The sequence below is a fragment of the Ottowia thiooxydans genome (assembly GCF_040548795.1).
GTDB lineage: Bacteria > Pseudomonadota > Gammaproteobacteria > Burkholderiales > Burkholderiaceae_C > Ottowia > Ottowia thiooxydans_A.
On record NZ_JBEPSH010000008.1, the window covers coordinates 154,686 to 178,301 of the forward strand.

21 protein-coding genes are annotated in these 23,616 nt (G+C 59.0%); 2 read left to right on the top strand and 19 right to left on the bottom strand.

Annotated elements, in window-relative coordinates:
- Window positions 1-105: 105 nt before the first annotated feature.
- The 6 genes from ABIE13_RS20025 to ABIE13_RS20050 all read right to left on the bottom strand — a co-directional run bounded on the left by ABIE13_RS20025 (window position 106) and on the right by ABIE13_RS20050 (window position 6,625).
- Window positions 106-1,287, bottom strand: coding sequence for an acetyl-CoA C-acyltransferase (locus ABIE13_RS20025; RefSeq protein WP_354446697.1), 1,182 nt, complete (start codon window positions 1,285-1,287; stop codon window positions 106-108).
- Window positions 1,288-1,575: 288 nt separating this feature from the next.
- On the bottom strand, window positions 1,576-3,480 hold the full coding sequence (gene aceK / locus ABIE13_RS20030) for a bifunctional isocitrate dehydrogenase kinase/phosphatase (RefSeq protein ID WP_354446699.1): 1,905 nt from the start codon (window positions 3,478-3,480) through the stop codon (window positions 1,576-1,578).
- Between the two features lie 21 nt (window positions 3,481-3,501).
- Window positions 3,502-4,188: a carbonate dehydratase gene (can, locus tag ABIE13_RS20035; RefSeq protein ID WP_354446701.1), complete on the bottom strand. Its 687-nt coding sequence runs from the start codon at window positions 4,186-4,188 to the stop codon at window positions 3,502-3,504.
- Between the two features lie 27 nt (window positions 4,189-4,215).
- The gene (locus tag ABIE13_RS20040; RefSeq protein ID WP_354446703.1) at window positions 4,216-5,397 is read right to left on the bottom strand and encodes an isovaleryl-CoA dehydrogenase; all 1,182 of its coding nucleotides are present in this window, start codon (window positions 5,395-5,397) and stop codon (window positions 4,216-4,218) included.
- Window positions 5,398-5,768: 371 nt separating this feature from the next.
- A complete protein-coding gene (locus tag ABIE13_RS20045) occupies window positions 5,769-6,203 on the bottom strand; it encodes a PaaI family thioesterase (protein WP_354446705.1) in 435 nt (144 codons plus the stop codon).
- Window positions 6,200-6,625: a MerR family transcriptional regulator gene (locus ABIE13_RS20050; RefSeq protein ID WP_354446707.1), complete on the bottom strand. Its 426-nt coding sequence runs from the start codon at window positions 6,623-6,625 to the stop codon at window positions 6,200-6,202. The genes ABIE13_RS20045 and ABIE13_RS20050 overlap by 4 nt, the downstream gene beginning before the upstream one ends.
- Before the next feature lie 133 nt (window positions 6,626-6,758).
- Between ABIE13_RS20050 and ABIE13_RS20055 the strand changes: the two genes are divergently transcribed.
- Window positions 6,759-7,823 carry an MBL fold metallo-hydrolase gene (locus tag ABIE13_RS20055; RefSeq protein WP_354446709.1) on the top strand — a complete coding sequence of 355 codons (1,065 nt, stop codon included), beginning with the start codon at window positions 6,759-6,761 and terminating at the stop codon, window positions 7,821-7,823.
- Window positions 7,824-7,843: 20 nt separating this feature from the next.
- Here the strand turns inward: ABIE13_RS20055 and ABIE13_RS20060 are convergent, their stop codons facing one another.
- The 11 genes from ABIE13_RS20060 to ABIE13_RS20110 all read right to left on the bottom strand — a co-directional run bounded on the left by ABIE13_RS20060 (window position 7,844) and on the right by ABIE13_RS20110 (window position 20,193).
- Window positions 7,844-8,800: a M48 family metallopeptidase gene (locus ABIE13_RS20060; RefSeq protein WP_354446711.1), complete on the bottom strand. Its 957-nt coding sequence runs from the start codon at window positions 8,798-8,800 to the stop codon at window positions 7,844-7,846.
- Between the two features lie 55 nt (window positions 8,801-8,855).
- Window positions 8,856-9,602: a lysophospholipid acyltransferase family protein gene (locus tag ABIE13_RS20065; RefSeq protein WP_354446713.1), complete on the bottom strand. Its 747-nt coding sequence runs from the start codon at window positions 9,600-9,602 to the stop codon at window positions 8,856-8,858.
- Window positions 9,603-9,669: 67 nt separating this feature from the next.
- Window positions 9,670-10,248: a D-glycero-beta-D-manno-heptose 1,7-bisphosphate 7-phosphatase gene (gene gmhB / locus ABIE13_RS20070; protein WP_354446715.1), complete on the bottom strand. Its 579-nt coding sequence runs from the start codon at window positions 10,246-10,248 to the stop codon at window positions 9,670-9,672.
- 126 nt (window positions 10,249-10,374) lie between these two features.
- Complete coding sequence (locus tag ABIE13_RS20075; RefSeq protein WP_354446717.1) at window positions 10,375-11,016, bottom strand: hypothetical protein; 642 nt, start codon at window positions 11,014-11,016, stop codon at window positions 10,375-10,377.
- Complete coding sequence (glyS, locus tag ABIE13_RS20080; protein WP_354446719.1) at window positions 11,016-13,148, bottom strand: glycine--tRNA ligase subunit beta; 2,133 nt, start codon at window positions 13,146-13,148, stop codon at window positions 11,016-11,018. The genes ABIE13_RS20075 and glyS overlap by 1 nt, the downstream gene beginning before the upstream one ends.
- A 24-nt stretch (window positions 13,149-13,172) precedes the next feature.
- Window positions 13,173-14,081 (bottom strand): glycine--tRNA ligase subunit alpha, encoded by a 909-nt coding sequence (gene glyQ / locus ABIE13_RS20085; RefSeq protein WP_028601624.1) that lies wholly within the window; start codon window positions 14,079-14,081, stop codon window positions 13,173-13,175.
- 67 nt (window positions 14,082-14,148) lie between these two features.
- Window positions 14,149-15,789, bottom strand: coding sequence for an apolipoprotein N-acyltransferase (gene lnt, locus ABIE13_RS20090; RefSeq protein ID WP_354446721.1), 1,641 nt, complete (start codon window positions 15,787-15,789; stop codon window positions 14,149-14,151).
- A gap of 25 nt (window positions 15,790-15,814) precedes the next feature.
- Window positions 15,815-16,702, bottom strand: a complete 888-nt coding sequence (locus ABIE13_RS20095; RefSeq protein ID WP_354446723.1) for an HlyC/CorC family transporter — start codon at window positions 16,700-16,702, stop codon at window positions 15,815-15,817.
- Between the two features lie 91 nt (window positions 16,703-16,793).
- Complete coding sequence (locus tag ABIE13_RS20100; protein WP_354446725.1) at window positions 16,794-17,456, bottom strand: GNAT family N-acetyltransferase; 663 nt, start codon at window positions 17,454-17,456, stop codon at window positions 16,794-16,796.
- Window positions 17,457-17,643: 187 nt separating this feature from the next.
- Complete coding sequence (locus ABIE13_RS20105; RefSeq protein WP_354446727.1) at window positions 17,644-19,464, bottom strand: acyclic terpene utilization AtuA family protein; 1,821 nt, start codon at window positions 19,462-19,464, stop codon at window positions 17,644-17,646.
- Window positions 19,465-19,710: 246 nt separating this feature from the next.
- Window positions 19,711-20,193, bottom strand: a complete 483-nt coding sequence (locus tag ABIE13_RS20110) for an Lrp/AsnC family transcriptional regulator (RefSeq protein WP_354446729.1) — start codon at window positions 20,191-20,193, stop codon at window positions 19,711-19,713.
- A 214-nt stretch (window positions 20,194-20,407) separates the two neighbouring features.
- Here ABIE13_RS20110 and hppD point away from each other — a divergent pair, with 214 nt between their 5' ends.
- A complete protein-coding gene (gene hppD / locus ABIE13_RS20115; protein ID WP_354446731.1) occupies window positions 20,408-21,544 on the top strand; it encodes a 4-hydroxyphenylpyruvate dioxygenase in 1,137 nt (378 codons plus the stop codon).
- 102 nt (window positions 21,545-21,646) lie between these two features.
- On the opposite strand, the gene ABIE13_RS20120 is transcribed toward hppD, so the two are convergent.
- Both ABIE13_RS20120 and ABIE13_RS20125 read right to left on the bottom strand, forming a co-directional pair.
- Window positions 21,647-22,576, bottom strand: a complete 930-nt coding sequence (locus ABIE13_RS20120; protein ID WP_354446733.1) for a lysylphosphatidylglycerol synthase transmembrane domain-containing protein — start codon at window positions 22,574-22,576, stop codon at window positions 21,647-21,649.
- A complete protein-coding gene (locus ABIE13_RS20125; protein ID WP_354446735.1) occupies window positions 22,573-23,586 on the bottom strand; it encodes a glycosyltransferase family 2 protein in 1,014 nt (337 codons plus the stop codon). Before ABIE13_RS20125 ends, ABIE13_RS20120 begins: the two co-directional genes overlap by 4 nt.
- Window positions 23,587-23,616: the final 30 nt, after the last annotated feature.

Genomic DNA, 23,616 nt, shown 5'->3' on the forward strand with positions numbered 1-23,616 from the left:
CCTCAGCGTGAACGGTGATCGGCTGATTGTCATGAACTACGAAAACGTCAAGAGAACGTGAGTTGGCAAGCGGCCAGTACCTCAGTGCAAGCGAACCAGCTGCCTTCAGAGCATTTCCAAGGCGACAGCCGTGGCTTCTCCCCCACCGATGCACAGCGTGGCCAGGCCTTTTTTCAAGCCCCTGGCCTTCAATGCGTGCATCAAGGTGACCATGATGCGTGCACCACTGGCACCGATAGGGTGGCCCAGCGCACAAGCCCCTCCATTGACGTTGACTTTTTCGTGAGGCACTTTCAGATCATGCATGAGCGCCATGGGCACGACGGCAAAGGCTTCATTGACTTCCCAAAGGTCGACATCACTGACCTGCCAACCTGCCTTCTTGAGCGCTTTCTCGGTCGCGCCGATAGGTGCCGTGGCAAACCACTCAGGCTCCTGGGCGTGGGTAGCGTGGCTGACGATGCGCGCCAACGGAGTACAGCCCAGTTCCCGGGCGGTAGATTCGCGCATCAGGACCATGGCTGCCGCACCATCATTGATGCTGGAGCTGCTGGCGGCTGTGACGGTGCCGTCTTTCTTGAAAGCGGGCTTCAGGCTGGGGATCTTCTCCACATTGATGCGGCCCGGCCCCTCATCGGTGTCCACAACGCGCTCGCCCTTTCTATCTTTCACAGTCACTGGTGCAATTTCTTCCTTGAATGCACCAGACTTGATAGCCTGTTGCGCACGTTGCACGCTGGCCACGGCAAAGGCGTCCTGTTGCTGTCGCGTGAAGTCATATTTGGAGGCGCAATCTTCTCCGAAGGTACCCATGCTGCGCCCAGGCTCGTAGGCGTCTTCCAGACCGTCCAGCATCATGTGATCAAACACTTTATCGTGGCCCATGCGGTAGCCGCCGCGACCCTTCTGCAGCAGATAGGGCGCACCAGTCATGCTTTCCATTCCTCCAGCCACCAGAACGTCGTGTGAACCGGCTGCCAGCATGTCGTGGGCGAACATGGCCGCGCGCATACCTGAGCCGCACATTTTGCTCAGGGTCACCGCACCTGCGCTTTTAGGAAGGCCTCCCTTGAACGCAGCTTGCCTGGCAGGTGCCTGGCCCTGCCCGGCTATCAGGCAGTTGCCGAACAGAACCTCGGTCACCAGTTCCGGTGAAATGCCGGCGCGCTCGACTGCCGCCTTGATGGCGACGCCTCCCAGATCGTTGGCAGACAGATTGGTGAAATCACCTTGAAAGCTCCCCATGGGAGTGCGAACCGCAGATACGATGACGATAGGGTCGGACATATTGATCTCCTTTGATGGTTTATGAATTCGGGGACGAGCCCTGCTGTGAGTGACCCAGCCATTTGGCGGGAATGGAATCTGGTCTCCGTTCGTTCTGAGCGCAGCCTCTCTTAAGCTTGATGAGGGGGAGAAGCTCTGCGCAAGGCTTCGACAAGCTCAGCCCGAACGGGTATTGAAGTACGAACTTTTTCAAAAAATACCCAGTCCGCTGTTCGATCCAGACGCATCCCCCAGTCTCGGCGAGGTAAGAACATCTCTGCTCAAACCGGGCATGAGTGCGCGCATGGATCATTCGGAGGGCTCTCCCGGTGTCATCGGCGCGGACATATCGGGCTGGTCTGCAGGTGTTTCCGCACTCGCTGCTGCAGGGTCCGCCAGCTCCGAGGCGCCCCAGGCCCCTTCGTTGACATCGAAACGTCGGTGTATGCCATAGGGGTAAACATCTATCACCTCACCACGCTGGATACGCTCCTTGCTCCGCTGCCAAAAATCAGCTTCCAGCAAATCGGCATGGTGGCGCATGAAAGCTTCACGCACTTTCGGATGGCCCAGCAGGAACGGACCAAAAGTCTCGGGGAACACATCGCCCTTGGCGACGCTGTACCAGATCTCCCCGCTCATTTCGTCTTCTTCACTGCGCGCTTGCGGCACGCGCCGAAAATTACAGTCGGTGACGTACTCGATTTCGTCATAGTCGTAGAAAACCACCTTGCCGTGACGCGTCACACCGAAGTTTTTCCAGAGCATGTCTCCAGGGAAAATATTCGCAGCGACCAGATCTTTGATCGCGTTGCCATATTCGAGTACGGCATGCTCCAGTTGCGCAGCTGCAGCTGGATCCTTGGTGCTGCTTTCGATGGCTTCCTGCAGATACAGGTTGAGCGGGATCATGCGCCGCTCAATATAGGCGTGCGCAATGATGACTTCCGTCTGGCCATCACCATCACGGTCAGAGATTTCGAGTTGGCTTGGAACGTATTTCTCAATCTCCGTGATCAACGCGTCCTCAAATCTCTCGCGCGGAAAGGCAAGAAGAGAAAACTCCATGGTGTCTGCCATTCGGCCCACCCGGTCATGGTGTTTGACGAGTTTGTACTTGCCCCGCACCTGCTCGCGCGTGGTTTCCTTGGGCGGCGGATAGAAATCCTTGATGATCTTGAAGACGTAAGGGAAGCTTGGCAGATCGAACACGAGCATGACCATGCCCCTAATGCCGGGTGCGATACGGAATTTGTCTGAGCTGTGACGCAAGTGCCAGAGCAGGTCTCGGTAAAAAAGATTCTTGCCTTGCTTGGCCAGGCCCAGAGCGTTGTAAATCTCTGCACGCGGCTTGCGCGGCATGAGGCTGCGCAAGAACTGCACGTAGGCCGATGGAATCTCCATGTCGACCATGAAGTAGGCACGCGAGAAGGAAAATAGCAGCAGGAGGTCTTCCTCTCCAAACAATGCTGCGTCGATAAATACGGTGCCAGGCTGCCGGTGAAGGATGGGGAGCGCGAACGGTATTTCGCGAAAACCGTTGATTACCTTGCCGACCAGGTACGCGCCTTTGTTGCGGTAGAACAGGCTGGAAAGCACCTGGATCTGGAAATTCGGTCTTGGCCGGCTGTCGCCAAGTTCCCTGCGCAATGCGGTGGCTACATAGCGAGCGTCACGCTGTGCGTCCTCAAAAACTACGCGCAGACCCAGGAAGTCAAAAACCGCACGTACCGTATCCTCAAGCCGGTGCTGCTCAGGGTAGAAAGCCTGGTAAGTGGTCTTGGCCTTGGGATCATCAGTCTCCATATACTCCGTGCTGATAGCCGGGCGAACGAATATGAAGTCGTTGTGGAAATAGCTGCGGTGAAGGATCTTGGTGGTCACTGAGTTGAAGAAGGTCTCCGCCAACTCAGGCTGCTTGTGTGACACCAGCATGCCTATGTAGTGCAACTTGACCTGCTGCCAGGTTGCCATGGGCTGCTCGCCAGCTTTGAACTCACGCTCCAGACGGCGTTGGCACTCCCGTACGCGCAGGTCATAGAACTCTATTCGCTCCCGCTGCGCACGCTGCTGACCATGCCAGTCACAGGTTTCAAACCGGTGTTTCGCCCGTGCGGATTCGGTCCGAAACAGGCGATAGTGGCGATTGAAGCCATCGACCATGGCCTGTGCGATGTCGCGGGCCGATGGGGAATCGAGCACTATCGCCGGCATGGCCTCACGCTTTTACCTGTTTCAGAGGTGAAGATCGGTCGAAGTGGCGGTTTCGCCCGGCGCGCGCGGATACCGTTTGATGGCATTGCGAAACACATCCACCACTTCCTCGGAGTTCGACATGGTCACGCCCAGATCCTTGACATGGCCATCCTTCAAACCGTAGCACCAGCCGTGCACCGACACCGCCTGCCCCCTCGCCCAGGCGTCTTGCAGCACGTTGGACTGGGCTACGTTGCCCACCTGCTCGATCACGTTGACTTCGCACAGCGTGTCTTCCTGCTCCTGATTGCAAAGGTGCATCAGGCGGCCACGATGGCGCATCTTCACGTCTTGCACGTGACGCAGCCAGTTGTCGGCCAAGCCTACGCGTTTTTCATGCAGTACTGCCAGCACGCCACCACAGCCATAGTGCCCGACCACCATGATGTGCTCCACCTTGAGCACGTCCACAGCGAACTGAATCACTGAAAGGGCATTCAGGTCCGAGTGCACGACCACATTGGCGACGTTCCGATGAACAAACACCTCCCCAGGAGCCAGGCCAATGACCTGGTTGGCGGGGACGCGGCTGTCGGAGCAACCGATCCATAAATACTTGGGCGATTGCTGGGCAGCCAGCTTCTTGAAAAAGCCGGGGGTCTCTAGTTCGACACGTTCGGCCCATTCACGGTTCTTGTCAATCAGGTGTTGCAGTTTGGAGGCCATATAAGAAAAGGTAACGAATAGAGAAGGTCACATGGTTTCGGCAAACAGCTCACGACCAATGAGCATGCGGCGAACTTCGCTGGTGCCGGCACCGATTTCATAAAGTTTCGCATCGCGCCACAAGCGACCGAGCGGGTACTCATTGATATAGCCATTGCCCCCGAAGAGCTGAATGCCGTCGCTGGCCATACGGGTCGCTTGCTCGGCAGTCCAGAGAATCACCGACGCGCAGTCCTTGCGCACTTGACGCACGTGCTCAGCGCCCAATGCGTCCAGGTTCTTGCCGATGGTATAGAGAAAAGCACGACCGGCCTGCAGCACGGTGTACATGTCGGCTACTTTACCCTGCACCAGCTGGAATTCTCCAATGCTCTGGCCAAATTGCTTGCGATCATGGATGTAGGGCACGACGTTGTCCATGACTGCCTGCATGATGCCCACAGGGCCGCCAGCCAGCACAGCGCGCTCATAGTCCAGTCCACTCATCAGCACCTTGGCGCCCTGATTCAGGCCACCCAGTACGTTTTGTGCGGGAACTTCGACGTTGTCAAACACCATTTCGCCGGTGTGGCTACCGCGCATGCCCAGTTTGTCCAGCTTCTGCGCAGTGGAAAAGCCTTTCATGCCTTTCTCGACGAGGAAGGCCGTGACGCCACGCGCACCCAATTCGGGCTCTGTTTTCGCATAGACCACCATGGTGTCGGCGTCAGGGCCGTTGGTGATCCACATCTTGGTGCCGTTCAACAGGTAGAAGCCCCCCTTGTCTTCCGCTTTGAGTTTCATGCTGAGGACATCGCTGCCCGCGCCTGGCTCGCTCATGGCCAGTGCACCAACGTGCTCACCACTGATCAGCTTGGGAAGGTACTTTTTCTTCTGCTCCGCGCTCCCGTTGCGCTTGATCTGGTTCACACAGAGATTGCTGTGAGCGCCGTAGCTCAGGCCAATGGATGCACTGGCACGGCTGATTTCTTCCATGGCGATCATGTGCGCCAGGTAACCCATGTTGGCGCCACCATACTCCTCCGGCACGGTAATTCCCAACACGCCCAATTCGCCCATCTTGGGCCACAGATCCATAGGAAATTGGTCGCTTCGATCGACCTCTGCTGCACGGGGAGCAATTTCGGCCTCCGCAAACGAACGAACGGCATCGCGAAGCGCGTCTATGTCTTCTCCAAGCTGGAAGTCCAGGCCAGGTAAATTGCTCATGTTTTGTCTCCTTTAAAAGCGATTTCTGAGTGATTCAGGTTATTGAATAGCACGGGAAGGCGACTTACGCCTAAGCGGATAAACGCCGTTCTGACTGAGTTTGGTTTCCGGGAATGCCTTCTACACAAATGGCCGCGGAGCAGGCCAAGCGGGGGACGCCATGGACGGACCTGCGCCGGCCATTGTCGTTGTCCCCCTCCCATGGAGAGAGGGGGAAGGCGCGACAGCGACTCAGGGGGTGCCTTCTCCATCACTGCCGCGGAGCAGGCCATGCGCGGAACGCCATGGACGGACCTGCGCCGGCCATTGGCGTTGTCCCCCTCCCATGGAGAGAGGGGGAAGGCGCGACAGCGACTCAGGGGGTGGTTCATTCAGTAAGTTTTGGGAACAGGCATCAACGTCTGCTGCATCAAGGCACAGGCAGACTCTTTTCCATCATCGGCCACATGAATGACCTCTGCCGTTGTGATGATGAGCCGTTTGCCGGGTTTGGCGACCTTGCCTATGGCGCGCAAGGCACCGCCCTTGAAGCTCGCGAGAAAATTAATCTTGTATTCAACGGTGACGACCTCCATGCCCTCAGGAGCGACCGTCAAGCCCGCGTAGCCCCCGGCCACGTCGGCCACAGCACCCATGGCGCCACCATGAAAGCCCTCTTGCTGCTGCGTGACCTTATCGGAATAAGGTAGCCAGAGCTCGACCAACCCGGGTTCAACGCGCCGTAGCTCGACACCGAGCTGGCGCAACATGCCCTGGCGTGCCAAGCTCGCCGCTACACGATCACGGTGGTTGCCTGATGTAGTCATTTTTTCGATTTCGATGTGGAGCTAATAGAACGCTTGTTATTGCCCGCCAACAGCGCCCGCGCCTCTTTCTCGTGCTCTGCGACTTCCGCAAGCGTAGCCTGCAACTCGGCCAGCTGAGCCTCCAGGTGGGCACGGTGATCAGACAGTACGCTGAGAAATTTCTCGAGTTGCGGCCCGGTATCACGCGGGCTGTCGTACATGTCTATAAGTTCTTTGGCCTCTGTCAGCGACAGACCAAGGCGCTTGGCGCGCAGCGTGAGTTTGAGCCGCGTACGATCACGCGACGTGTAAATCCGCGTGCGCCCCCCGGAGCCTGAGCGCCCCGGTTGCAGAAGGCCCATGTCTTCGTAAAAACGCATGGCACGCGGAGTGAGATCGAACTCCCGCGCCAGATCGCTGATAGAAAAAGTGGTCGAAGTCATGGCGAAAGGTGGCAGGGCAGATGGCTGTCGCCTGTGCGCAGCAAAAAATGTGATCTCTCACTAAAATGGTTTTGCAGTTGACGTTAACGTCAACTTACCCAATCGTACTTCACATTGAACGAGTCAGCTACAGATGAACGCCACTGAACTTGAACGCGCCCTGAATTACCCATGGGGTGACGATATTCCCGCCTCTGGTGGCACCATGGAAGTAGCCCCGGGAGTGAAATGGCTGCGCATGCCACTTCCGTTCGTGCTGAACCATATCAACCTTTGGTTGGTACGTGACCGCATCGACGGGCGTGAAGGCTGGACTGTGGTGGATTGCTGCATTGACCACCCACAGTCGCGCGCGGATTGGGAAACAGTTTTCACCAAGGAGTTGAACGGTCTACCCGTGCTGCGGGTGATCGTGACCCACATGCACCCGGACCATATAGGTCTGGCGCATTGGCTTTGTGAGCGTTGGGACGCCCCGCTCTGGATCAGCAGCACCGACTACCACACGGCGCGCTACGGATGCGAGGTCGTCAACAGCTTTGGAGGCGAGCGACTGGCGCAGTATTTCGCCAGCCATGGCATGACCAATCCCGACGATCTGGAACAGATCCGCAACCGAAAGTCCTACTACAGCAACCTGGTGCCCGCGGTGCCATCGAACTTTGCGCGGCTGCTGGACGGCGGCACGGTCACGATCGGTGGCAACGCATGGCGCTGCATTGCTGGCTATGGCCATGCGCCTGAGCATATGGCGCTTTACTGTGAAGCGCTTGGCGTGCTGATCAGCGGCGACATGATGCTGCCCCGCATTTCCACCAATGTCAGCGTGTACGAGTTGGAGCCGGAAGCGGACGCGCTGACCTTGTTTCTCGACTCTATCGACCGATTCAAACCGCTGCCTGAAGATACCTTGGTTCTGCCGTCGCACGGCAAGCCTTTCACCGGCCTGCACACGCGGATTCAACAATTGCACGACCACCACCGTGATCGGCTGGATGAAGTGATGGAAGCTGCGGCAGCTGGCCCTGTGTCAGCCTTCGAAGTATTGCCCGTGCTCTTCAAGCGGCCACTGGACCTGCATCAGACCACGTTCGCGCTGGGTGAATCGGTGGCGCATTTGCACCGGCTTTGGTACGGCGGAAAGATGACGCGCCAGCGCGACGCACATGGGGTTTGGAGATTCAGTATTTCGAACTAGGCTTTCGCGGGGCGCCTTTCTCACCACTGCGGAACGGCTTCGTCCTTGAGTTCGCACCGGCGCGCCACGTAGTCAGGCATGACTCTTTCCACATGTGCCCAAAAGCGTGGTCCGTGGTTCATCTCGTGCAGATGGGCCAGCTCGTGCACTACGACGTAGTCGATGATGGGCTCGCTGAAATGCACCAGACGCCAATTCAGTCGAATGGAGCCATCTGCGCTGGCCGAACCCCAGCGCGTGCCGGCGGAGGACAGGCTCAGCTTTTTCCACTGCACCCCCAGTTGCGGCGCAAAATGATCCAGGCGGGCGGTAAAGACACGCCTGGCCTGCCGCATGAGCCAAGCTTGAGTAATGTCACGCAATTGATCTGGTGTGGCGCTATCGGGCAGGCCCAGTTGCAGGGTCCGACGCGCATGACCGGGCGCTGATTCAACGTCCGCCTGAAGTACTGCGCCGCCCCGGCCATGTCGTTGGCGAGGGTCGATTTCCAGAAAGACCAGCTCGCCGAGAAAAGGAATGCTCGCGCCCTCACGCCATTCGATGCGTGTGGATTCCATGCGATCCCGGCGCTCTCGCGCTTCGCGCAACTTGGTCACAATCCAGCGCTCTTTCTCTCGCAGCGCAGCCTCAACCTCCATGATGGAGGTGATACGCGGTGCGCTCACCACCAAGCCGTCTGCGCTCACTGAAAAGCCAATAGTGCGCCGCTTGCCCCTGCGAAACTCATACGCCACAAGCGCATGCTCGAATGCAATTTCTCGATTGGCTCTGGGATGGAGAAATTGCACCCGGCTCAAGACATTGGTCAGCGGCTCTGCTGGCTCTTGAGCAGCACGCCCCCTGGCCGGAGGTTGCGCCCTTTCGCGGGGCGCAGAAGGCGGTTCCGGTTTCGCCTTCTGCCTCTCATCAGCAGGAGATTCACCGCTGGTAAACCAGTCAAACGCCAATTGCCGCATATCAGCTATCCAGAAAGCCATGGGTGCTCGCGGAATGAGGCAGGAATTAGATTTCCGAACGAAGCTCGTGGGCGCTTCAGGCCGAGGTCTTGCCGTATGCCTCGGGATCCAGGCGCCGCATTTCGGTCTCTATCCAGTTTTCCACTTCCACCATCAGTTCGTCGTGTTTGCGGCCCACGCTGGAAATCTGCGGGCCAATCGAAATGTCAACGATGCCAGGTCGCTTGACAAAAGCCTTGCGGGGCCAGCACTTGGCTGATGTGACTGCGATAGGAATCACAGGCGCCCCGCATTCAATGGCAAGACGTGTACCGCCCGTGCGGTACTGGCCCTTTTCTCCGCGAGGAATGCGCGTGCCCTCAGGAAACATGATCACCCAGACGCCCTCGCCCATCAGCCTGCGTCCCTGCGCGACCACCCTGTTAAAGGCTTCTGTTTTTCGGCTGCGGTCAATGTGGATCATGTCCATACGTGACATGGCCCAGCCGAAGAAAGGCACGTGCAGCAATTCCTTCTTGAATACGTATGCAAGTGGGTGCGGCATGATCGTGGGCATGCTGAAGGTCTCCCAGGTGGACTGGTGCTTGACGAGCAGCACTGCCCCGTCTTTGTGGCCTACCGGAAGGTTCTCCATGCCCGTGACGCGGTTCTTGATGCCCAGGATCACAGTGCCTCCCTTCACCGCCACCTTGAGCCAGCCTGCGCACATCCAATAGATGCGCGTGCTGCTAAGAAAGGGAGCGGCAATGAGTACCGCAAGGGCCCAAGGGATCACAGTGACCACCATCCACACCAGATGCAACACGGAACGAATCAGATTCATGACAATTTACTTTGGGAGCGTTGGGGCCGCGGAGGATTAGACGTTGGAGCAGACAAGTGAGCCAGGCTCAGGAAGCCACCGGTGCCTTGGAATGAGCTTCGGCTTCAGCAATGAAGGTGGTGGCAAAGTCTGCGAGATCGGTGTGCACACGCGTTGCGGCGGGAAATTCAGGGGGCAAAGGATGGGTAGACGCAGGAGCCCCTATACCCGTCATGACAAGATGCGCAACGCAGCCCGCTGAGGCTGCGGCTTGCACATCACGCACACTGTCACCTACTGCATGCACCTGGCTTAAATCGACTTTATAGCGCTCCCCGATCTGCAGGAAAAGCCCTGGCAGCGGTTTGCGGCAATTGCACCCCTCGTCGGGTGCGTGGGGGCAGAAAAAAATCGCCTCAACGCGGCCACCCACGCTGGCCAGTTGCTTGTTCATACGGGCGTGAATGGCGTTGAGCGCCACCACATCGAACAAGCCCCGTCCCAGCCCGGGCATATTGGCGGCAATGACGACCTGGAAGCCGGCGTGGTTCAAACGCGCGATGGCGTCCAAAGCGCCCGGCAATGGCTCCCACTCTTCCGGCGTTTGGATGTAACCCTCGCGCTCGACGTTGATGGTGCCGTCACGGTCGACGATGACGAATTTCATGATGGGCAATTATCCTAGAAGCGGCGGCTGGGCGCGCTCTCACTCCACAGTTGGCGCTCGGCAACACAACGAAGTTCAATTTTCATGCAGATTTCGTGACCATAGCGTGCGGTCAATGGCCGCTCTTCAGGGTTGCCTTGGCGCGGGCAGTGGGGCTTCAATCCGCCAGTCTGTCACATACAAGCCGCTGAATTTGCCTTTGGCCAACGACAAAGTGACTGGCGTTCCTGGCGGCATCCTGCCGGGATCCGCCTCTTCGAGCAACACGCTCTGGGGCGCCGCCAGCTCTGGCACACGTACCAGCACCACCGCACCCCCTACCCCGCGCTCCGAAGCCTGCTGAGGGCGCGCCTGAAGCACTGTGGCCGTCCGTGCAGGAATGGCCTCGCGGCCCGATCGATTGAGGTAGAGATAAACGATGGCCAGCGCGGCGGCTGCCCAAAGCAATATCCATAAGCAGGAGCTTACTCGGACTACTTTGGCACTTCCAAAACGCCGCCAAGACCAGCGCGCGATCAATACAGTGAGCACCACCCCAGCCAGCGCCCACAAGAAGGGCTCACTGGCCTGAAGCATCAGGCTGCGGACACTGCCCTCGCCTGGCGAGTTTGCAGCTTTCAGTGCTTGAAGCGGCGTAGTGTCCTTTTGGCTCAGAGTGCCCAACCACCATTGCAAGCCCGCTGCCGCGAAAGGTGGAGCGAATAGCAGCCAGGCTGAGCGAGCGGTGCGGCGTTCCACCGCCGGAGTTTCGGCGGCAGCCTGGTTCATCAACTGGCCAGTCGGGAGAGGTCCGCCACGCGGTTCATGGCCTGATGCAGTTGCTTCAGAAGACCTTGGCGGTTAAGCCGCAGGTCCAACTGCTCTGCATTGACCATCACGCCATCGAAGAAGGCATCTACGGGCTCACGCAGCACCGCCAGCGTTTGAAGGGACCCGGTGTAATCGCTGGCTTCAAACTGCGTATTGGCCTTGGGCACCACCGTTTGCATCGCGGCGTGGAGGGCTTTCTCCGCGGGCTCTTGCAGCAGGGTTTCGTTGAAAGCGGCGCCAGCTTCTGCCTCGCTCACCTTCTTGAGAATATTGCCAATGCGCTTGTTGGCGGCAGCGAGAGCGGGTGCTTCGGGCAGTTGCGCGAACGAGCGCACAGCGTCCAGGCGGGCAGGCATCTCGCCCCAGAGCGGCCGGACTGCAATGACGGCATCGACTTCCTGGGCGCTGTAGCCCAACTCGCGCAGATAACTGGCCACACGCTCGTAGAAGAAATTGAGCAGAAGGGCATTGCTCTTTTCGCCATCGGGCAACAGGCTGCCAAAAGCGTTGGCCGCCTGGGAGAGGACGCCGGGCATGTCGAGCGGAAGCTTTTTCTCCACCAGCATGCGTACGATACCGAGCGCATGGCGGCGCAGCGCAAAGGGATCTTTGTCACCGGTTGGCAAATTGCCAATGCCGAACATGCCGACCAATGTCTCCAGCTTGTCTGCCAGGGCTACCACGGTACCCACCTGCCCACGCGCAAGTTCATCGCCGGCAAAGCGAGGCTTGTAGTGGTCTTCGATAGCGAAGGCGATGTCCTCGGACAGACCATCGTGGCGAGCGTAGTAACCGCCCATGATGCCCTGCAATTCAGGGAACTCGCCCACCATGTCGGTCAGAAGATCGGCCTTGGCCAGCATGGCGGCCTGGTCAGCCGCCTTGGCCAGAACGTCTCCGCCTAATTGTTGGCCAATCTGGCGGGCTATGGCGCGCACGCGCTCTGTGCGTTCGCCTTGCGTGCCCAGCTTGTTGTGGTAGACCACCTTGGCCAGCGCAGGCACGCGGTCGGATAGGGATTTCTTGCGGTCCTGATCAAAAAAGAACTTGGCATCTGCCAGGCGCGGACGCACCACGCGTTCGTTTCCTCCTATGACTGCGCTCGCATCTTCCGGGCTGATGTTGCTCACCACCAGGAATTGGTTGGTCAGGCGTGCCTGGGCATCCAGCAGCGGAAAATACTTCTGGTTGGCCTTCATGGTGAGAATCAGGCATTCCTGCGGAACATCGAGGAACTGAGACTCGAATTCGCAGATCAGGACATTGGGACGCTCGACCAATGCAGTCACTTCGTCGAGCAAGGCATCGTCTTCAATGGCCGCCAGGCCTTGGCCCGCACGGGCTGCCGACGCCTTGAGCTGCGCTTCAATGGCGGCGCGGCGTTCTTCGAAGCTCGCGATAACCGCACCCTGCTCACGCAGAGTTTGCGCATAACTGTCCGCATTGGCCAAGTCTATGGGGTCGCGGGCAGCCTCAAAGCGATGCCCGTGCGTCTGGCGGCCTGCTGTCAGGCCCAGCGCAGTCACTGGCACCACCGCGTCACCGTACAGCGCCACCAAACCGTGCGCCGGCCTGACAAATTGCACACTGCTCCAACCGGGAAGCTCACAACCGGATTCGAGCTGGTAAGTCATGACCTTGGGGATGGGCAGTTTGGCGATCGCTTCGGCCAGTGCCTTCTGCAGACCAGCCTCAAGATCGATGCCGGGCGCGACACTGTCGTGAAACAGGGCCTCAGACTTGCCGTCCATTGCACGCCGCAAGAGAGGCACGGCACTGGCATCGGCCCCTGCAGCTTGAAGGCGCTTGAGCAGCGCCGGGGTGGCATTGCCGCTGGCATCAAGGCCGACGCTCACAGGCATCAGCTTTTGCTGTACGGCTTTATCGGCTGCCTTGGCGAGTACCTGGGTGATGTGAGCGGCCAGGCGGCGCGGGCTGGCATAGGAAGTAGCGACGGAGGCCTCGTCCGCCAAGCCTTGAGCCTTCAGCTGTTCGTGAAGGACGGTGGCGAAGGCGTTGCCCAGTTTTCTCAAGGCTTTGGGAGGCAGCTCTTCGACGAAGAGCTCGATCAGAAGGTTTTGCACGGTCATGGAAGTCAATTCAGATGAGCCTGTTCAAGCGGCTTTTCGGGGCGGCATCTGCGCGACCCATTCACGCGGCGCAAGCGGGAAATCCAGGCGCTCGCGGGATTCGTAATAGCTCTGAGCCACTGCACGCGCCAAATTGCGGATGCGACCTATATAGGCCGCCCGCTCGGTCACGGAAATGGCGCCTCGCGCATCCAGCAGGTTGAAGGTGTGCGCCGCCTTGAGCACCTGCTCATAGGCCGGCAAGGCCAGTTGCTGCTCAATCAGATGCTTGGCTTGTTTTTCGTAAGCATTGAACGCGGTAAACATGAATTCAGCGTCTGAATGCTCAAAGTTGTAAGCCGACTGCTCCTGCTCGTTCTGGAGGTAGACGTCGCCATAGCTCAGACCTTCAGTCCAGGTCAGGTTGAAGACATTGTCCACGCCTTGCAGGTACATGGCCAGGCGCTCGAGGCCGTAGGTGATTTCTCCGGTGGCAGGCTTGCAGTCGATACCACCGACCTGCTGGAAGTAGGTGAACTGAGTCACTTCCATGCCGTTGAGCCAAACCTCCCAACCCAGACCCCAGGCACCGAGGGTGGGATTTTCCCAGTCGTCCTCAACAAAACGAATGTCGTTTTTCTTCAAGTCAAAGCCCAGTGCCTCCAGGGAGCCCAGGTAGAGCTCCAGAATATTGGCAGGCGCAGGCTTGAGCACCACCTGGAATTGGTAGTAGTGCTGCATGCGGTTGGGGTTTTGCCCATAGCGGCCGTCTTTCGGGCGTCGGCTGGGCTGCACGTAGGCGGCTTTCCAGGGCTCAGGGCCGATGGCGCGCAAAAAAGTGGCCGTATGGGAAGTACCGGCCCCGACCTCCATGTCATAGGGCTGCAACAGCGCGCAGCCTTGCGCATCCCAGTATTGCTGGAGTTTGAGAATGATCTGCTGGAAGGTAAGCATGCGGCGGTAGCCCGGGCAGGAAACGAGAAAAGCGCAGCCTTCTTGTGGCCACGTAAAAGCGTAGATTCTAAGAGCGGGCTCGCAGTGTGGCGGCAACTCTCCATAGAACCACCGCCAAACACAGCGCCCAGAGTGGCCACAGACCGAACCTGGAAGCCCATTGTGCAAAGGGAGTCAGGTTGGTGCGACCCTCGAATTGCCCCAGCAGAACGCCGCGCGTCAGGCGCGGCAGTTCATGCGTAACCTGCCCCCGGTGGTCGATGACCGCCGTAGCGCCTGTATTGGTGGCCCGCAGCATGGGGCGCTCGAATTCCAGGGAACGCATGCGGCTGATCTGCAAATGCTGGGCAATGGCGACGCTGTCGCCAAACCAGGCGATGTTGCTGAAGTTCACCAGGGCTGTTGGGGCGCTGGCTGGCGCAGCGAACCGGGCTGCCAATTCTTCACCGAAGAGATCTTCATAGCAGACATTGGGCGCAAGCCGCTGACCCTGCCACTCGAAAGAAGCCTGTCCCACGGATCCACGCTCGAAATCTCCCAGCGGAATGTTCATCATCTGCGTGAACCATTTGAAGAAGGGCGGAATGAATTCGCCAAATGGCACGAGGTGATGCTTGTCGTAGCGATAGGGTTCGGTCTGGCCAGGTTTGAACCCCACCACGGAGTTGGTGTAACCGGCTTCCATGTCACCCAAAGGCATGCCCATCAACGCAGCCTGGGGTTCGGTGCCGAAACGAGCAGCCAGTGATTCCCAATAGCCCGCAGGCAACTGACGAGGCAGCACCGGCAGCGCGGTTTCGGGAGCAACCACCAGCGTGGCCTGTGCATCTCGGAGTTGCTCCCCGTACCAGCGCAGGGAATCCATGACCCCAGTGCCTGGCACGAACTTTTCGTCCTGAGGGATATTGCCTTGCAGCAGGGCGACGCTCATGGATAGCGGCTTTCCCGGAGCAGCCGATGCGGGGCAGAAGCCGGCAGTGCCGTCAACAGCGCATTCCCGTGCGGCCCAGCCGGCAGCTCCTGAGGCCAACACCAACCCCAGGCCAGCATAGACCGGCCAGGACTGCCAACGCAAACGCGGCGAAAGCACCAACAGGGCAGCCAGCGCCGCTGCCACGAAGCCAATGCTGTAGACGCCCCCATACCGGGCTATAAAAACGAGCGGGCCATCCAGGTGAGCATAGCCACCCGCACCCCATGGAAAACCGGTAAGCCAGCTGCCTCGCGCCAGTTCAGCCAGCGTCCAAAGTGCGGCGAACACAAGCACGGTAGATGCGCCACCCCCGGTCGTTCGAGTTGAGGGCAGCAGTGCCATGAATACAGCACAGGCGAAGCCATAGTAGAGCGCCAGAAACCCGGCTAGGCCCACTACAGCCAACACGGCCAGAACGCTATTGAGACCGCCGTAGGTATGCATGGAGATGAAGAGCCACCAGAAGGTGCCCGTCAGCCATCCCAGGCCGAAAAGCCATCCAAGCGCAAAACCGGAACCCCAGCCGGGCTCGGTTCTGGGGTTGTCCCAGGTGCTCGAGCTCCAGGAGGATTTCCTCAGAGACCTCAAATTCAGTTGCCAGACCAGGAAGGCAAGGCTGAGCACCTGTAGCCACCAATGAGGTTGGCCAGTCCATGGATCAGAGATGGCGCAGGCTTGCAGATAGCCAGCCACCAGCGCCATGGGTGTGCAGGCTAGCCGACGTTCAAAACTCATTGGTGTGGACTTGCTCAGGCTTGGCTTAATCGGAAGCGCCGGTGGGCGTTACCTTGAACCAACGCACCGCACCACCTTTGGTATGAAGTACCGCGAAATCAAGTCCGCCCAGCTGGAAGCGCTCGCCACGCTTGGGCACATGGCCCATTTCGTGAGCAATCAGACCGCCAACGGTGTCGAAATCAACTTCAAGGTCGGTATCGGAATGGGCTCCTAACTGCACGCCGAAAGATTCGTTGACGCGCTCAAGCCGCGTGTCGCCTGCGACCCGCCAAGTGTTGTCAGCCAAGGCGAAGATGTCGCCCGAATCCGCATCAATATCGAATTCGTCTTCAATTTCACCAACGATCTGCTCCAACACGTCTTCGATGGTGATCAAACCCGCCGTCCGGCCAAATTCGTCCACAACGATGGCCAGGTGGTTGCGGTTGATCCGAAACGCCCTGAGCAGGTCGTTCAACCCCTTGGACTCGGGAACGAAGACTGCTGGACGGAGCAGCGTGCGGATATTCAGTTCAGGCGCTCGCTGGAGTTTCAGCAAGTCCTTGGCCATCAGAATGCCAATGATGTTCTCGCGCTCATCCTGGTACACCGGGAACCGCGAGTGCGCGGTCGTAATGACCTCTCTTAGCAACTCTTCATAGGGTGCGTCGATGTTGAGCAAATCCATGCGCGGCGCTGCCACCATGGCATCACCTGCCGTCATGTCGGCCATGCGGAGGACGCCCTCCAGCATGATCCGGCTTTCGGCGTCGATCACTTGATTGTCTTCGGCCTCGGCAAGGGTTTCGATCAGTTCGTCTGTCGAGTCAGGGCCAGGGTTGATGAACTCTACGAGCTTCTGAAAGAGGCTGCGCTTGTCCTCTCGCTCAGCGTGGGGCGAGGAAGAATGCGCGGGGTGGGGGTCAGCCACGGTCTGGAGGTGCAGGACGTGCGGTAGTTGTCAAGCGCTCTAGGATAGCGGAAATAGTGCTTGATTTGCGTCAAACACTATTGAAGGGTGCTCAACTACCTGCTTTGTGACGTGCATCCTGCACGCCCAGGCGTACCTGCTGCACGAAACCCAGCAAGCTGCGCATGTGGGAGAGCTCAGTCTTGACCCAATAATCCAGTTGGCCCACTCGCTGCGAAAACAGTTCGCTGACGCGAGTCTCCAAGGTGGCGACGGGCAGCTGCAAATGGCATTCGCTTTCGCCACCCGTACGCGCAACGCTGGCACCGGCTTTGCGCGCAATTCGGATCATCGCTGCGTTTTCCGCCAAGGCATGCACATAAAGCACGTTAACGCCTTCGTTGGCAGCATGAATGGCGGCCCGTTCGAACAGGCGTGAACCATAGCCACGGCCACGCGCATGCTTGGCTACAGAGACGCCGAATTCAGACATTCTGGATGGCCGAAATTCGCTTGCGCGGGCCAGGTGAGACAGGGCGATCAACTCCAGCCGGCGGTTGAAGATCCCGAACACACGATCGCGAGTGAAGTCGATACCGTCCACGTAGGTGCGGATCTGACGGTCATTGGCAGCATAGCCAAAGCGCAGGTAACGATCACGCTCGTCAAGCGACAGCAAGTGCCGCGCCACTTGTTCACGGTAGCGAGAACCGATCTCGCGGATCGGCACTATGGCCGAGCCATGCCCGGCGGCGGAGCGGTTGGAGGTACTCATAGCTTTTCATATTAGGGGGTTTCCCTAGAGTTAACACTCCAAAATGCCCCTCTTTTGTTGCATTGCAGCAAAAATAGGAAATAGTAGTCTCCCAGAGTACTTTCCGGCCGCAGTCTGACCTCGCGAAACAAGAAGGCGGTAGCCTCCGAATAACAAGGGCTCCGCAACCTCGGCGCGAGCCGCTGCCTTACAAGGTAGCCACACTTCCTTGAAAACCCGGCTCCAGTTCGTCCAGCCATGCCGTCGGGACGTCGACAGGATGGGTCAGCATGATTTGACCGAAGGTCTTGCCCAGGGGGTCGTTGCGCAGTGAGGACGATCCGCCGCCATCGAGGGCTTCGTCCAGAACAAAGTTATAGGCATGAATCCCCGGCACGTCATACCGATGCACAACGCCTGCAGCCAGATGACTAAAGTGAGCCTTCACTTTTTCGGAGGTGATCTGCTGACCTATCAGCGCAGCAAACTTGGGCTGGCGTGCGATCACCGCCAAGTGCGCCCGATCACCTTTGTCTCCGCTGCGGGCGACCGCAATGGCAGACAGGGGAACGCTCGTCGTTGCGCCCGGAGGTGTGTCTTGAGGACCGTAACTTGTACTTGCCACGGCCGCGGTCGATCCATGGGCTTGTGTCTGGGGAATTTCCACCGATTGAAACTTCTGATTAAGGGAAATACCCACGGGCACCGATGCTTTAGGCCAGAGAAATGAGAAAAGTCGGAAGACCGGGCTTGATTTCTGCCGCCCGCTAAAGCCCGTGGTGCCGGGCGCGCCCGCCACCCCCATGGGCGCTACTTCCGTGGCTAACAACTCAAGCGCTTTAGCGTCCTGGTGATGCGCTGCCAAACGCACGACGACCTCTCGTGCATCAGGGCGCGCTGTGGGGCCGAACGAAGGTAGCTCGCTGCCCAGCACTTCAATGCTTGTTCGAGTGAAATCCTTAAAGCCAGCAGAGGCCAGCATGCGCCGTGTGCGCGCCAGGATGGCTTGCATGGCACGGCGACCCATGGCTGGTGCATCAGCCCCCACAAATGTCAGTGTCGTCGTCAAGCGGTAGCCGTCCAGCCAGGTTCCGCTTACCTTGTAGGTGGGGGTGGGTTGACGGCCACGCGCGCCCGCGAACCGCACGCGATTCTCACCCACCTGCGCGATGGTGACACCGGTGAAGTCGCAGCAGACGTCCGGTAATTGGTAGTTGCCGGGCTCTGTAACTTCGTAGAGCATTTGCTCGGAAGCGACCAGCGGCGTAATGAGCCCTCCCGTGCCAGGTGGTTTGGACAAGATGAAACTGCCGTCCGCCTCACACTCCGCGATGGGATAGCCCATGTCCTCCCAGCCCGGAACCTTCCACCAGTCCGTGAACAGGCCGCCTGTGGTCTGGGTGGTGCATTCGAGCAAGTGACCCACCAGACTTCCCGCGGCCAGACGGTCATAGTCATCGGTCTTCCAATCGAAATGGTGCATCAGCGCAGCCAGCGCGAGCGCACTGTCTACGCACCTGCCGGTGATGACCACATCCGCTCCGGCCCGCAAAGCGGCCAAGACGGGCACGGCACCCAGATAGGCATTCATGCTGTTCAACTCGCCGGGCAAACTGGCGCCGGAGAACATTTCGCGCACTTGCGCGGCCTGTATATGCTCTCGCACCGGCAGAAGATCATCTCCTTCCACCACCGCGATCCGCAATTGAACGCCCGCCGCATCCGCAGCCTTTTGCAATGCGTCGGCGCATGCATGGGGGTTCATGCCGCCCGCGTTGCTAAGCAGGCGAATACGACGCTCAGCGATCACTGGCAAATGAGGAACCACGGCTTTGACGAAATCAGTTGCATAGCCCATGGCGGGATTGCGCGCCTTGGCAGCGGCCATGATGGACAGGGTGAGTTCGGCAAGGTAGTCAAAGACCAGCACATCCACGTTTCCGCCGTGAACAAGCTGCCCTACTGCGTGGTTGCTGTCGCCCCAGAAAGCACAGGCTCCGCCTATTCGCAATGTGCGCGCTGCATTCATTGATGTTCCTTTTTTTCGAGTCAGACAAGCCAGGGACCCCCTGAAAAATCCGTCGCGGCGTAAGCGCTGGGCATGCGCGATTCGATTGGATCGAGATCCCAGAGGGCATTGTGTTTATTATTTTATAGTCCTGTCAATAGAACATCTAGAAAGCACCAAAGACCCTGCTGGAGACATCAAGATAAGCCAAGTGCTTTCCGTCTGCAACAAACAAACTCGGCCCCGAATGCCTGCGATCCATTGGCCTCAAAGTGGATAGGCCGTGGTCGCCTTCACACGGTCCATGACGAAGCTTGTCTTGCAATCTTGCACGGAGGGGTGGCGCAGCAAGGTGTCCATCATGAAGCGCGAGTAGGCATTCATGTCGGCCACCACCAGACGGAGCAGAAAGTCCATCTCGCCGGTAAGCGCCACGCACTCAATCACCTCCGGCCAAGCCTGCACGCTGGCTCGGAAGACGTCCATGGGGTTTCTCTTGGCGCCTTCCGCATGCTTTTCAAGCCGAACATTGACATAGGCCACAAGTCCGAGGCCTAAGGCTTCCGGGCGCAGCAACGCGACATACCTGTCGATGACGCCACCATCTTCCAGCCTCTTGATGCGCCGAAGCACAGCAGATGCGGAAAGACCGATTCGCTCGCCAATGGCCTCGCAGGTGGCACGGCCGTTGGTCTGCAGTTCATCGAGGATGGCGCGATCAAGTTTGTCTAGGTCTGGAGTGGAGGACATGGTGGCATGGATTTAGGGCAGTCGGGCGCTACGAAAAACAAATTCAGCGTCCATGGTTGACTTTACGCATAAAACCGGCTCAAGAAAACGTAATAGCGATAAAAATCAGCGGCCATCTGCAAAAATGACCTCAAAGACGCACGAAAGCTGATATTCATCCGAATTACAGTATTGAGCTACGAGCCTAGTTGCCCATAGAACAGGAGACCCCACCATGAGCACTTCCCCCTCCCCTACCGCGCCTGCCACCCCCACCGTTTGGGACAATCCCATGGGCACCGACGGGTTCGAGTTCATCGAATACGCTGCCCCAGACCCGGTCGCCATGGGGGCCTTGTTCGAACAGATGGGCTTCGCCGCCGTCGCCAAGCACCGGCACAAAAACGTGTTGCTGTATCGGCAGGGCGAAATCAATTTCATCATCAACGCCGAGCCGGACAGCTTTGCCCAGCGCTTTGCGAGACTGCACGGCCCCAGCATCTGTGCCATCGCCTTCCGAGTGCAAGACGCCAAAAAGGCCTACGAACGCGCACTGAGCCTGGGCGCATGGGGCTATGCGGGCCAAGCCGGGCCGGGCGAGCTGAACATTCCTGCCATCAAGGGCATTGGTGATTCCATCATCTATCTGATTGATCGCTGGCGCGGCAAAAATGGCGCGCAGGAGGGCGATATCGGAAACATCGGCTTCTACGACGTCGACTTCGAGCCCTTGCCGGGGGTCAACGGGTCGGCCGCCATCAGCCCCGAGGGCTACGGCATGACGGTCATCGATCACTTGACGCACAACGTGCACAAGGGACGCATGGCGGAATGGTCCAGCTTCTATGAGCGCCTGTTCAACTTCCGAGAAGTGCGCTACTTTGATATTGAAGGTCAAGCCACGGGCGTCAAGAGCAAGGCCATGACCAGCCCCTGCGGCAAAATTCGCATCCCCATCAATGAAGAGGGGAATGAAAACAAAGGCCAGATTCAGGAGTATCTTGACAGCTATCAGGGCGAAGGCGTGCAGCACATCGCATTGTCCACACGCAATCTTTATGACACTGTGGATTCGCTGCAAATGGCGGGTATCAAGCTGCTGAACACCAGCGAGTCCTACTATGAGTTGCTGCCAGCCAGAATTCCTGGCCTGAGCGAGCCGATTGGCGAGTTGCAGTCACGCAATATTCTGGTGGACGGCCAACCCGGAGAATTGCTGCTGCAGATTTTCAGCGAAAACCAACTCGGCCCCATCTTCTTTGAGTTCATTCAGCGCAAAGGAAATGAAGGCTTTGGTGAAGGTAATTTCAAGGCGCTTTTTGAGACCATGGAGCTGGACCAGATGAAGCGGGGCGTCGTCAAGGTAGATTGACCGCCTGAAATACGCATCCGGACTTCGTCAGGCACGGCGTCTGGATGAACGTCAAGATGAGACGGCACCAAAGGCAGTGAGTGGCTTGCCCGGCCTCAGGCTTCAAGGTTTGGGCCGGCCAGGCAGCCCCAAGGTCAAGGCGCCTGCAGCGCCCTGAAACAGGCTGTAGAGCCCGTAAATCATGGCAGCGCCCACCGCGGCGGCCGGAGCCACTCCAAACGGCGCCAGCGCAGCCACGGCCGCGGCCTCCCGGGTGCCCCAGCCTCCCACACTCACGGGCAAGGCGGCCATCAGAAATATAGGCGCAATGGCAAACGCCCATGCCGCAGGTGACAGGCTTATCCCCAGCGCCAACGCGCCCATGGCCAGGGCAGCCGCCGACAACACTTGCACAGCAGCCGACCAGACGGCCTGCAATCCGACCTGAGCCGCAAAGTCTGGCCTTTGCGCCGCCACACGCAGCGGACCAAGCCAGCGCTCCAGCCCTCTCCAGCGGGTGAGCAGCGGTGGAATCAGCCAAGGCAAGGCCAGCCATGCCGTAGTGCCTGTCAACATCAGCGCGGCGATCAGGACAGGGTCAATCCCCAGTTCCGAGCCCAACCGGGAAGCGGACAGGGCCGCGCCCAAACCGCCTATGGCGCACAGCATCCATAAGCCGCTGACGCGGTCAATGATGACTGACCAGGTGGACGCCATCGTGTCTTGCCCAGCCCGCCGAAGCATCATGGCCCGATACACATCACCCCCCACCACGGCGCCCGGCAACAATGCATTCAGCCCCATGGCCTGAAAATACAAGCGCTGTGAATCGCCCATGCTGAGCTCCCCGCCCAGCCAGCGCGCCAAGGCGCGCCAACGCAGCGCGGAAGCCACATTGGAGGCGATAGCCAGGACCAGTCCTACCAACACCCAGCCAGGCTTAGCCTGGCGCAAGGCAGCGACCACACGTGAAGGGTCTGCCAGGAACAGTACCAATCCCAACAGCGCCAGCCCAAGCAGACCGCGCAGCAGGGCTTTATAAGAAGATTTCACTGAGTGCGCGTTGCAGGCCGTGTTGGCTCGGAGTGCGCCGTGCTGACGGCGCTGTACTCCTTGGCGTGGTATTGCGGCGCCCCACCTGCCTCGTGGTAGATGCGCATCAGCAGCTCGCCCATCAACCCGGCAGCAATGAATTGCATGCCCATGAGCACCAGCATGACGCCCAACAGCAGCAGCGGACGCCCGCCAATGTCGTCGCCGGTGAGTTTCAGGACAAACAACCAGCCCAGAATCAGCAGGCCCGGCGATACCAGCCAGAGCCCGAAGCCGCCGAAGGCATGCAAGGGGCGTTGGCGGTAGCGCATGAAAAACACGATCAGGATCAGATCAAGGATGACTCTGAAAGTGCGGTCAATCCCGTACTTGGACACTCCCCGGGTGCGGGCGTGGTGGCGCACAGGCACTTCGGTGATGCGCGCGCCGGCTTCCTTGGCCAGGGAAGGAATGAACCGGTGCAATTCGCCGTAGAGTCGGATGCGGTCAATGATGGGCCGCCGGTAAGCCTTGAGCGCGCAGCCATAGTCGTGCAAATGAACACCCGTGGCACTCGATATCAGCCGGTTGGCGATGCGTGAGGGCAGCTTGCGGGACAGTTCAGCATCCTGCCTGTCCTTGCGCCAGCCACTGACCATGTCCACAGACTGATCGTTTTCCAGCCGTTCAAGCAACAACGGGATGTCAGCAGGCTCATTTTGCAGATCCGCGTCCAGCGTCACCACATAGCGGCCACGCACGCGGTCGAAGCCGGCCTGCAGAGCGCTGGACTGGCCGTAGTTGCGGGCCAGGCAGATCGCTCTCAACCAGGGCCGCTCAGCGGCCAGCTCTCGCAATAAGGCGGCGCTGTTGTCCGTAGAACCGTCGTCCACGGCCAGGAGTTCAAAGGAAAGTGTTTGGCCTGCCATCGCCTGGGCGATACGCTCGACCAAGTCACGCAGGTTGTCTACTTCGTTGTAGATAGGCACCACGATGGACACATCTGGGGCGGCTTCGCGATCTTGAATCATTGCTACATTTTGCCTTGCCTCGCCACGCGG

Excerpts from the sequence above, each read along its gene's own strand:
- ABIE13_RS20075 (WP_354446717.1), bottom strand. The coding sequence starts at position 11,016 with ATGAACCAGGCTGCCGCCGAAACTCCGGCGGTGGAACGCCGCACCGCT.
- ABIE13_RS20110 (WP_354446729.1), bottom strand. The coding sequence starts at position 20,193 with ATGTCCTCCACTCCAGACCTAGACAAACTTGATCGCGCCATCCTCGAT.
- ABIE13_RS20045 (WP_354446705.1), bottom strand. The coding sequence starts at position 6,203 with ATGACTACATCAGGCAACCACCGTGATCGTGTAGCGGCGAGCTTGGCA.
- glyQ (WP_028601624.1), bottom strand. The coding sequence starts at position 14,081 with ATGCTTACCTTCCAGCAGATCATTCTCAAACTCCAGCAATACTGGGAT.
- ABIE13_RS20040 (WP_354446703.1), bottom strand. The coding sequence starts at position 5,397 with ATGAGCAATTTACCTGGCCTGGACTTCCAGCTTGGAGAAGACATAGAC.
- ABIE13_RS20105 (WP_354446727.1), bottom strand. The coding sequence starts at position 19,464 with ATGAATGCAGCGCGCACATTGCGAATAGGCGGAGCCTGTGCTTTCTGG.
- ABIE13_RS20125 (WP_354446735.1), bottom strand. The coding sequence starts at position 23,586 with ATGATTCAAGATCGCGAAGCCGCCCCAGATGTGTCCATCGTGGTGCCT.
- ABIE13_RS20055 (WP_354446709.1), top strand. The coding sequence starts at position 6,759 with ATGAACGCCACTGAACTTGAACGCGCCCTGAATTACCCATGGGGTGAC.
- hppD (WP_354446731.1), top strand. The coding sequence starts at position 20,408 with ATGAGCACTTCCCCCTCCCCTACCGCGCCTGCCACCCCCACCGTTTGG.
- ABIE13_RS20100 (WP_354446725.1), bottom strand. The coding sequence starts at position 17,456 with ATGAGTACCTCCAACCGCTCCGCCGCCGGGCATGGCTCGGCCATAGTG.
- ABIE13_RS20065 (WP_354446713.1), bottom strand. The coding sequence starts at position 9,602 with ATGAATCTGATTCGTTCCGTGTTGCATCTGGTGTGGATGGTGGTCACT.
- glyS (WP_354446719.1), bottom strand. The coding sequence starts at position 13,148 with ATGACCGTGCAAAACCTTCTGATCGAGCTCTTCGTCGAAGAGCTGCCT.
- gmhB (WP_354446715.1), bottom strand. The coding sequence starts at position 10,248 with ATGAAATTCGTCATCGTCGACCGTGACGGCACCATCAACGTCGAGCGC.
- ABIE13_RS20050 (WP_354446707.1), bottom strand. The coding sequence starts at position 6,625 with ATGACTTCGACCACTTTTTCTATCAGCGATCTGGCGCGGGAGTTCGAT.
- lnt (WP_354446721.1), bottom strand. The coding sequence starts at position 15,789 with ATGAGTTTTGAACGTCGGCTAGCCTGCACACCCATGGCGCTGGTGGCT.
- can (WP_354446701.1), bottom strand. The coding sequence starts at position 4,188 with ATGGCCTCCAAACTGCAACACCTGATTGACAAGAACCGTGAATGGGCC.
- aceK (WP_354446699.1), bottom strand. The coding sequence starts at position 3,480 with ATGCCGGCGATAGTGCTCGATTCCCCATCGGCCCGCGACATCGCACAG.
- ABIE13_RS20025 (WP_354446697.1), bottom strand. The coding sequence starts at position 1,287 with ATGTCCGACCCTATCGTCATCGTATCTGCGGTTCGCACTCCCATGGGG.
- ABIE13_RS20060 (WP_354446711.1), bottom strand. The coding sequence starts at position 8,800 with ATGGCTTTCTGGATAGCTGATATGCGGCAATTGGCGTTTGACTGGTTT.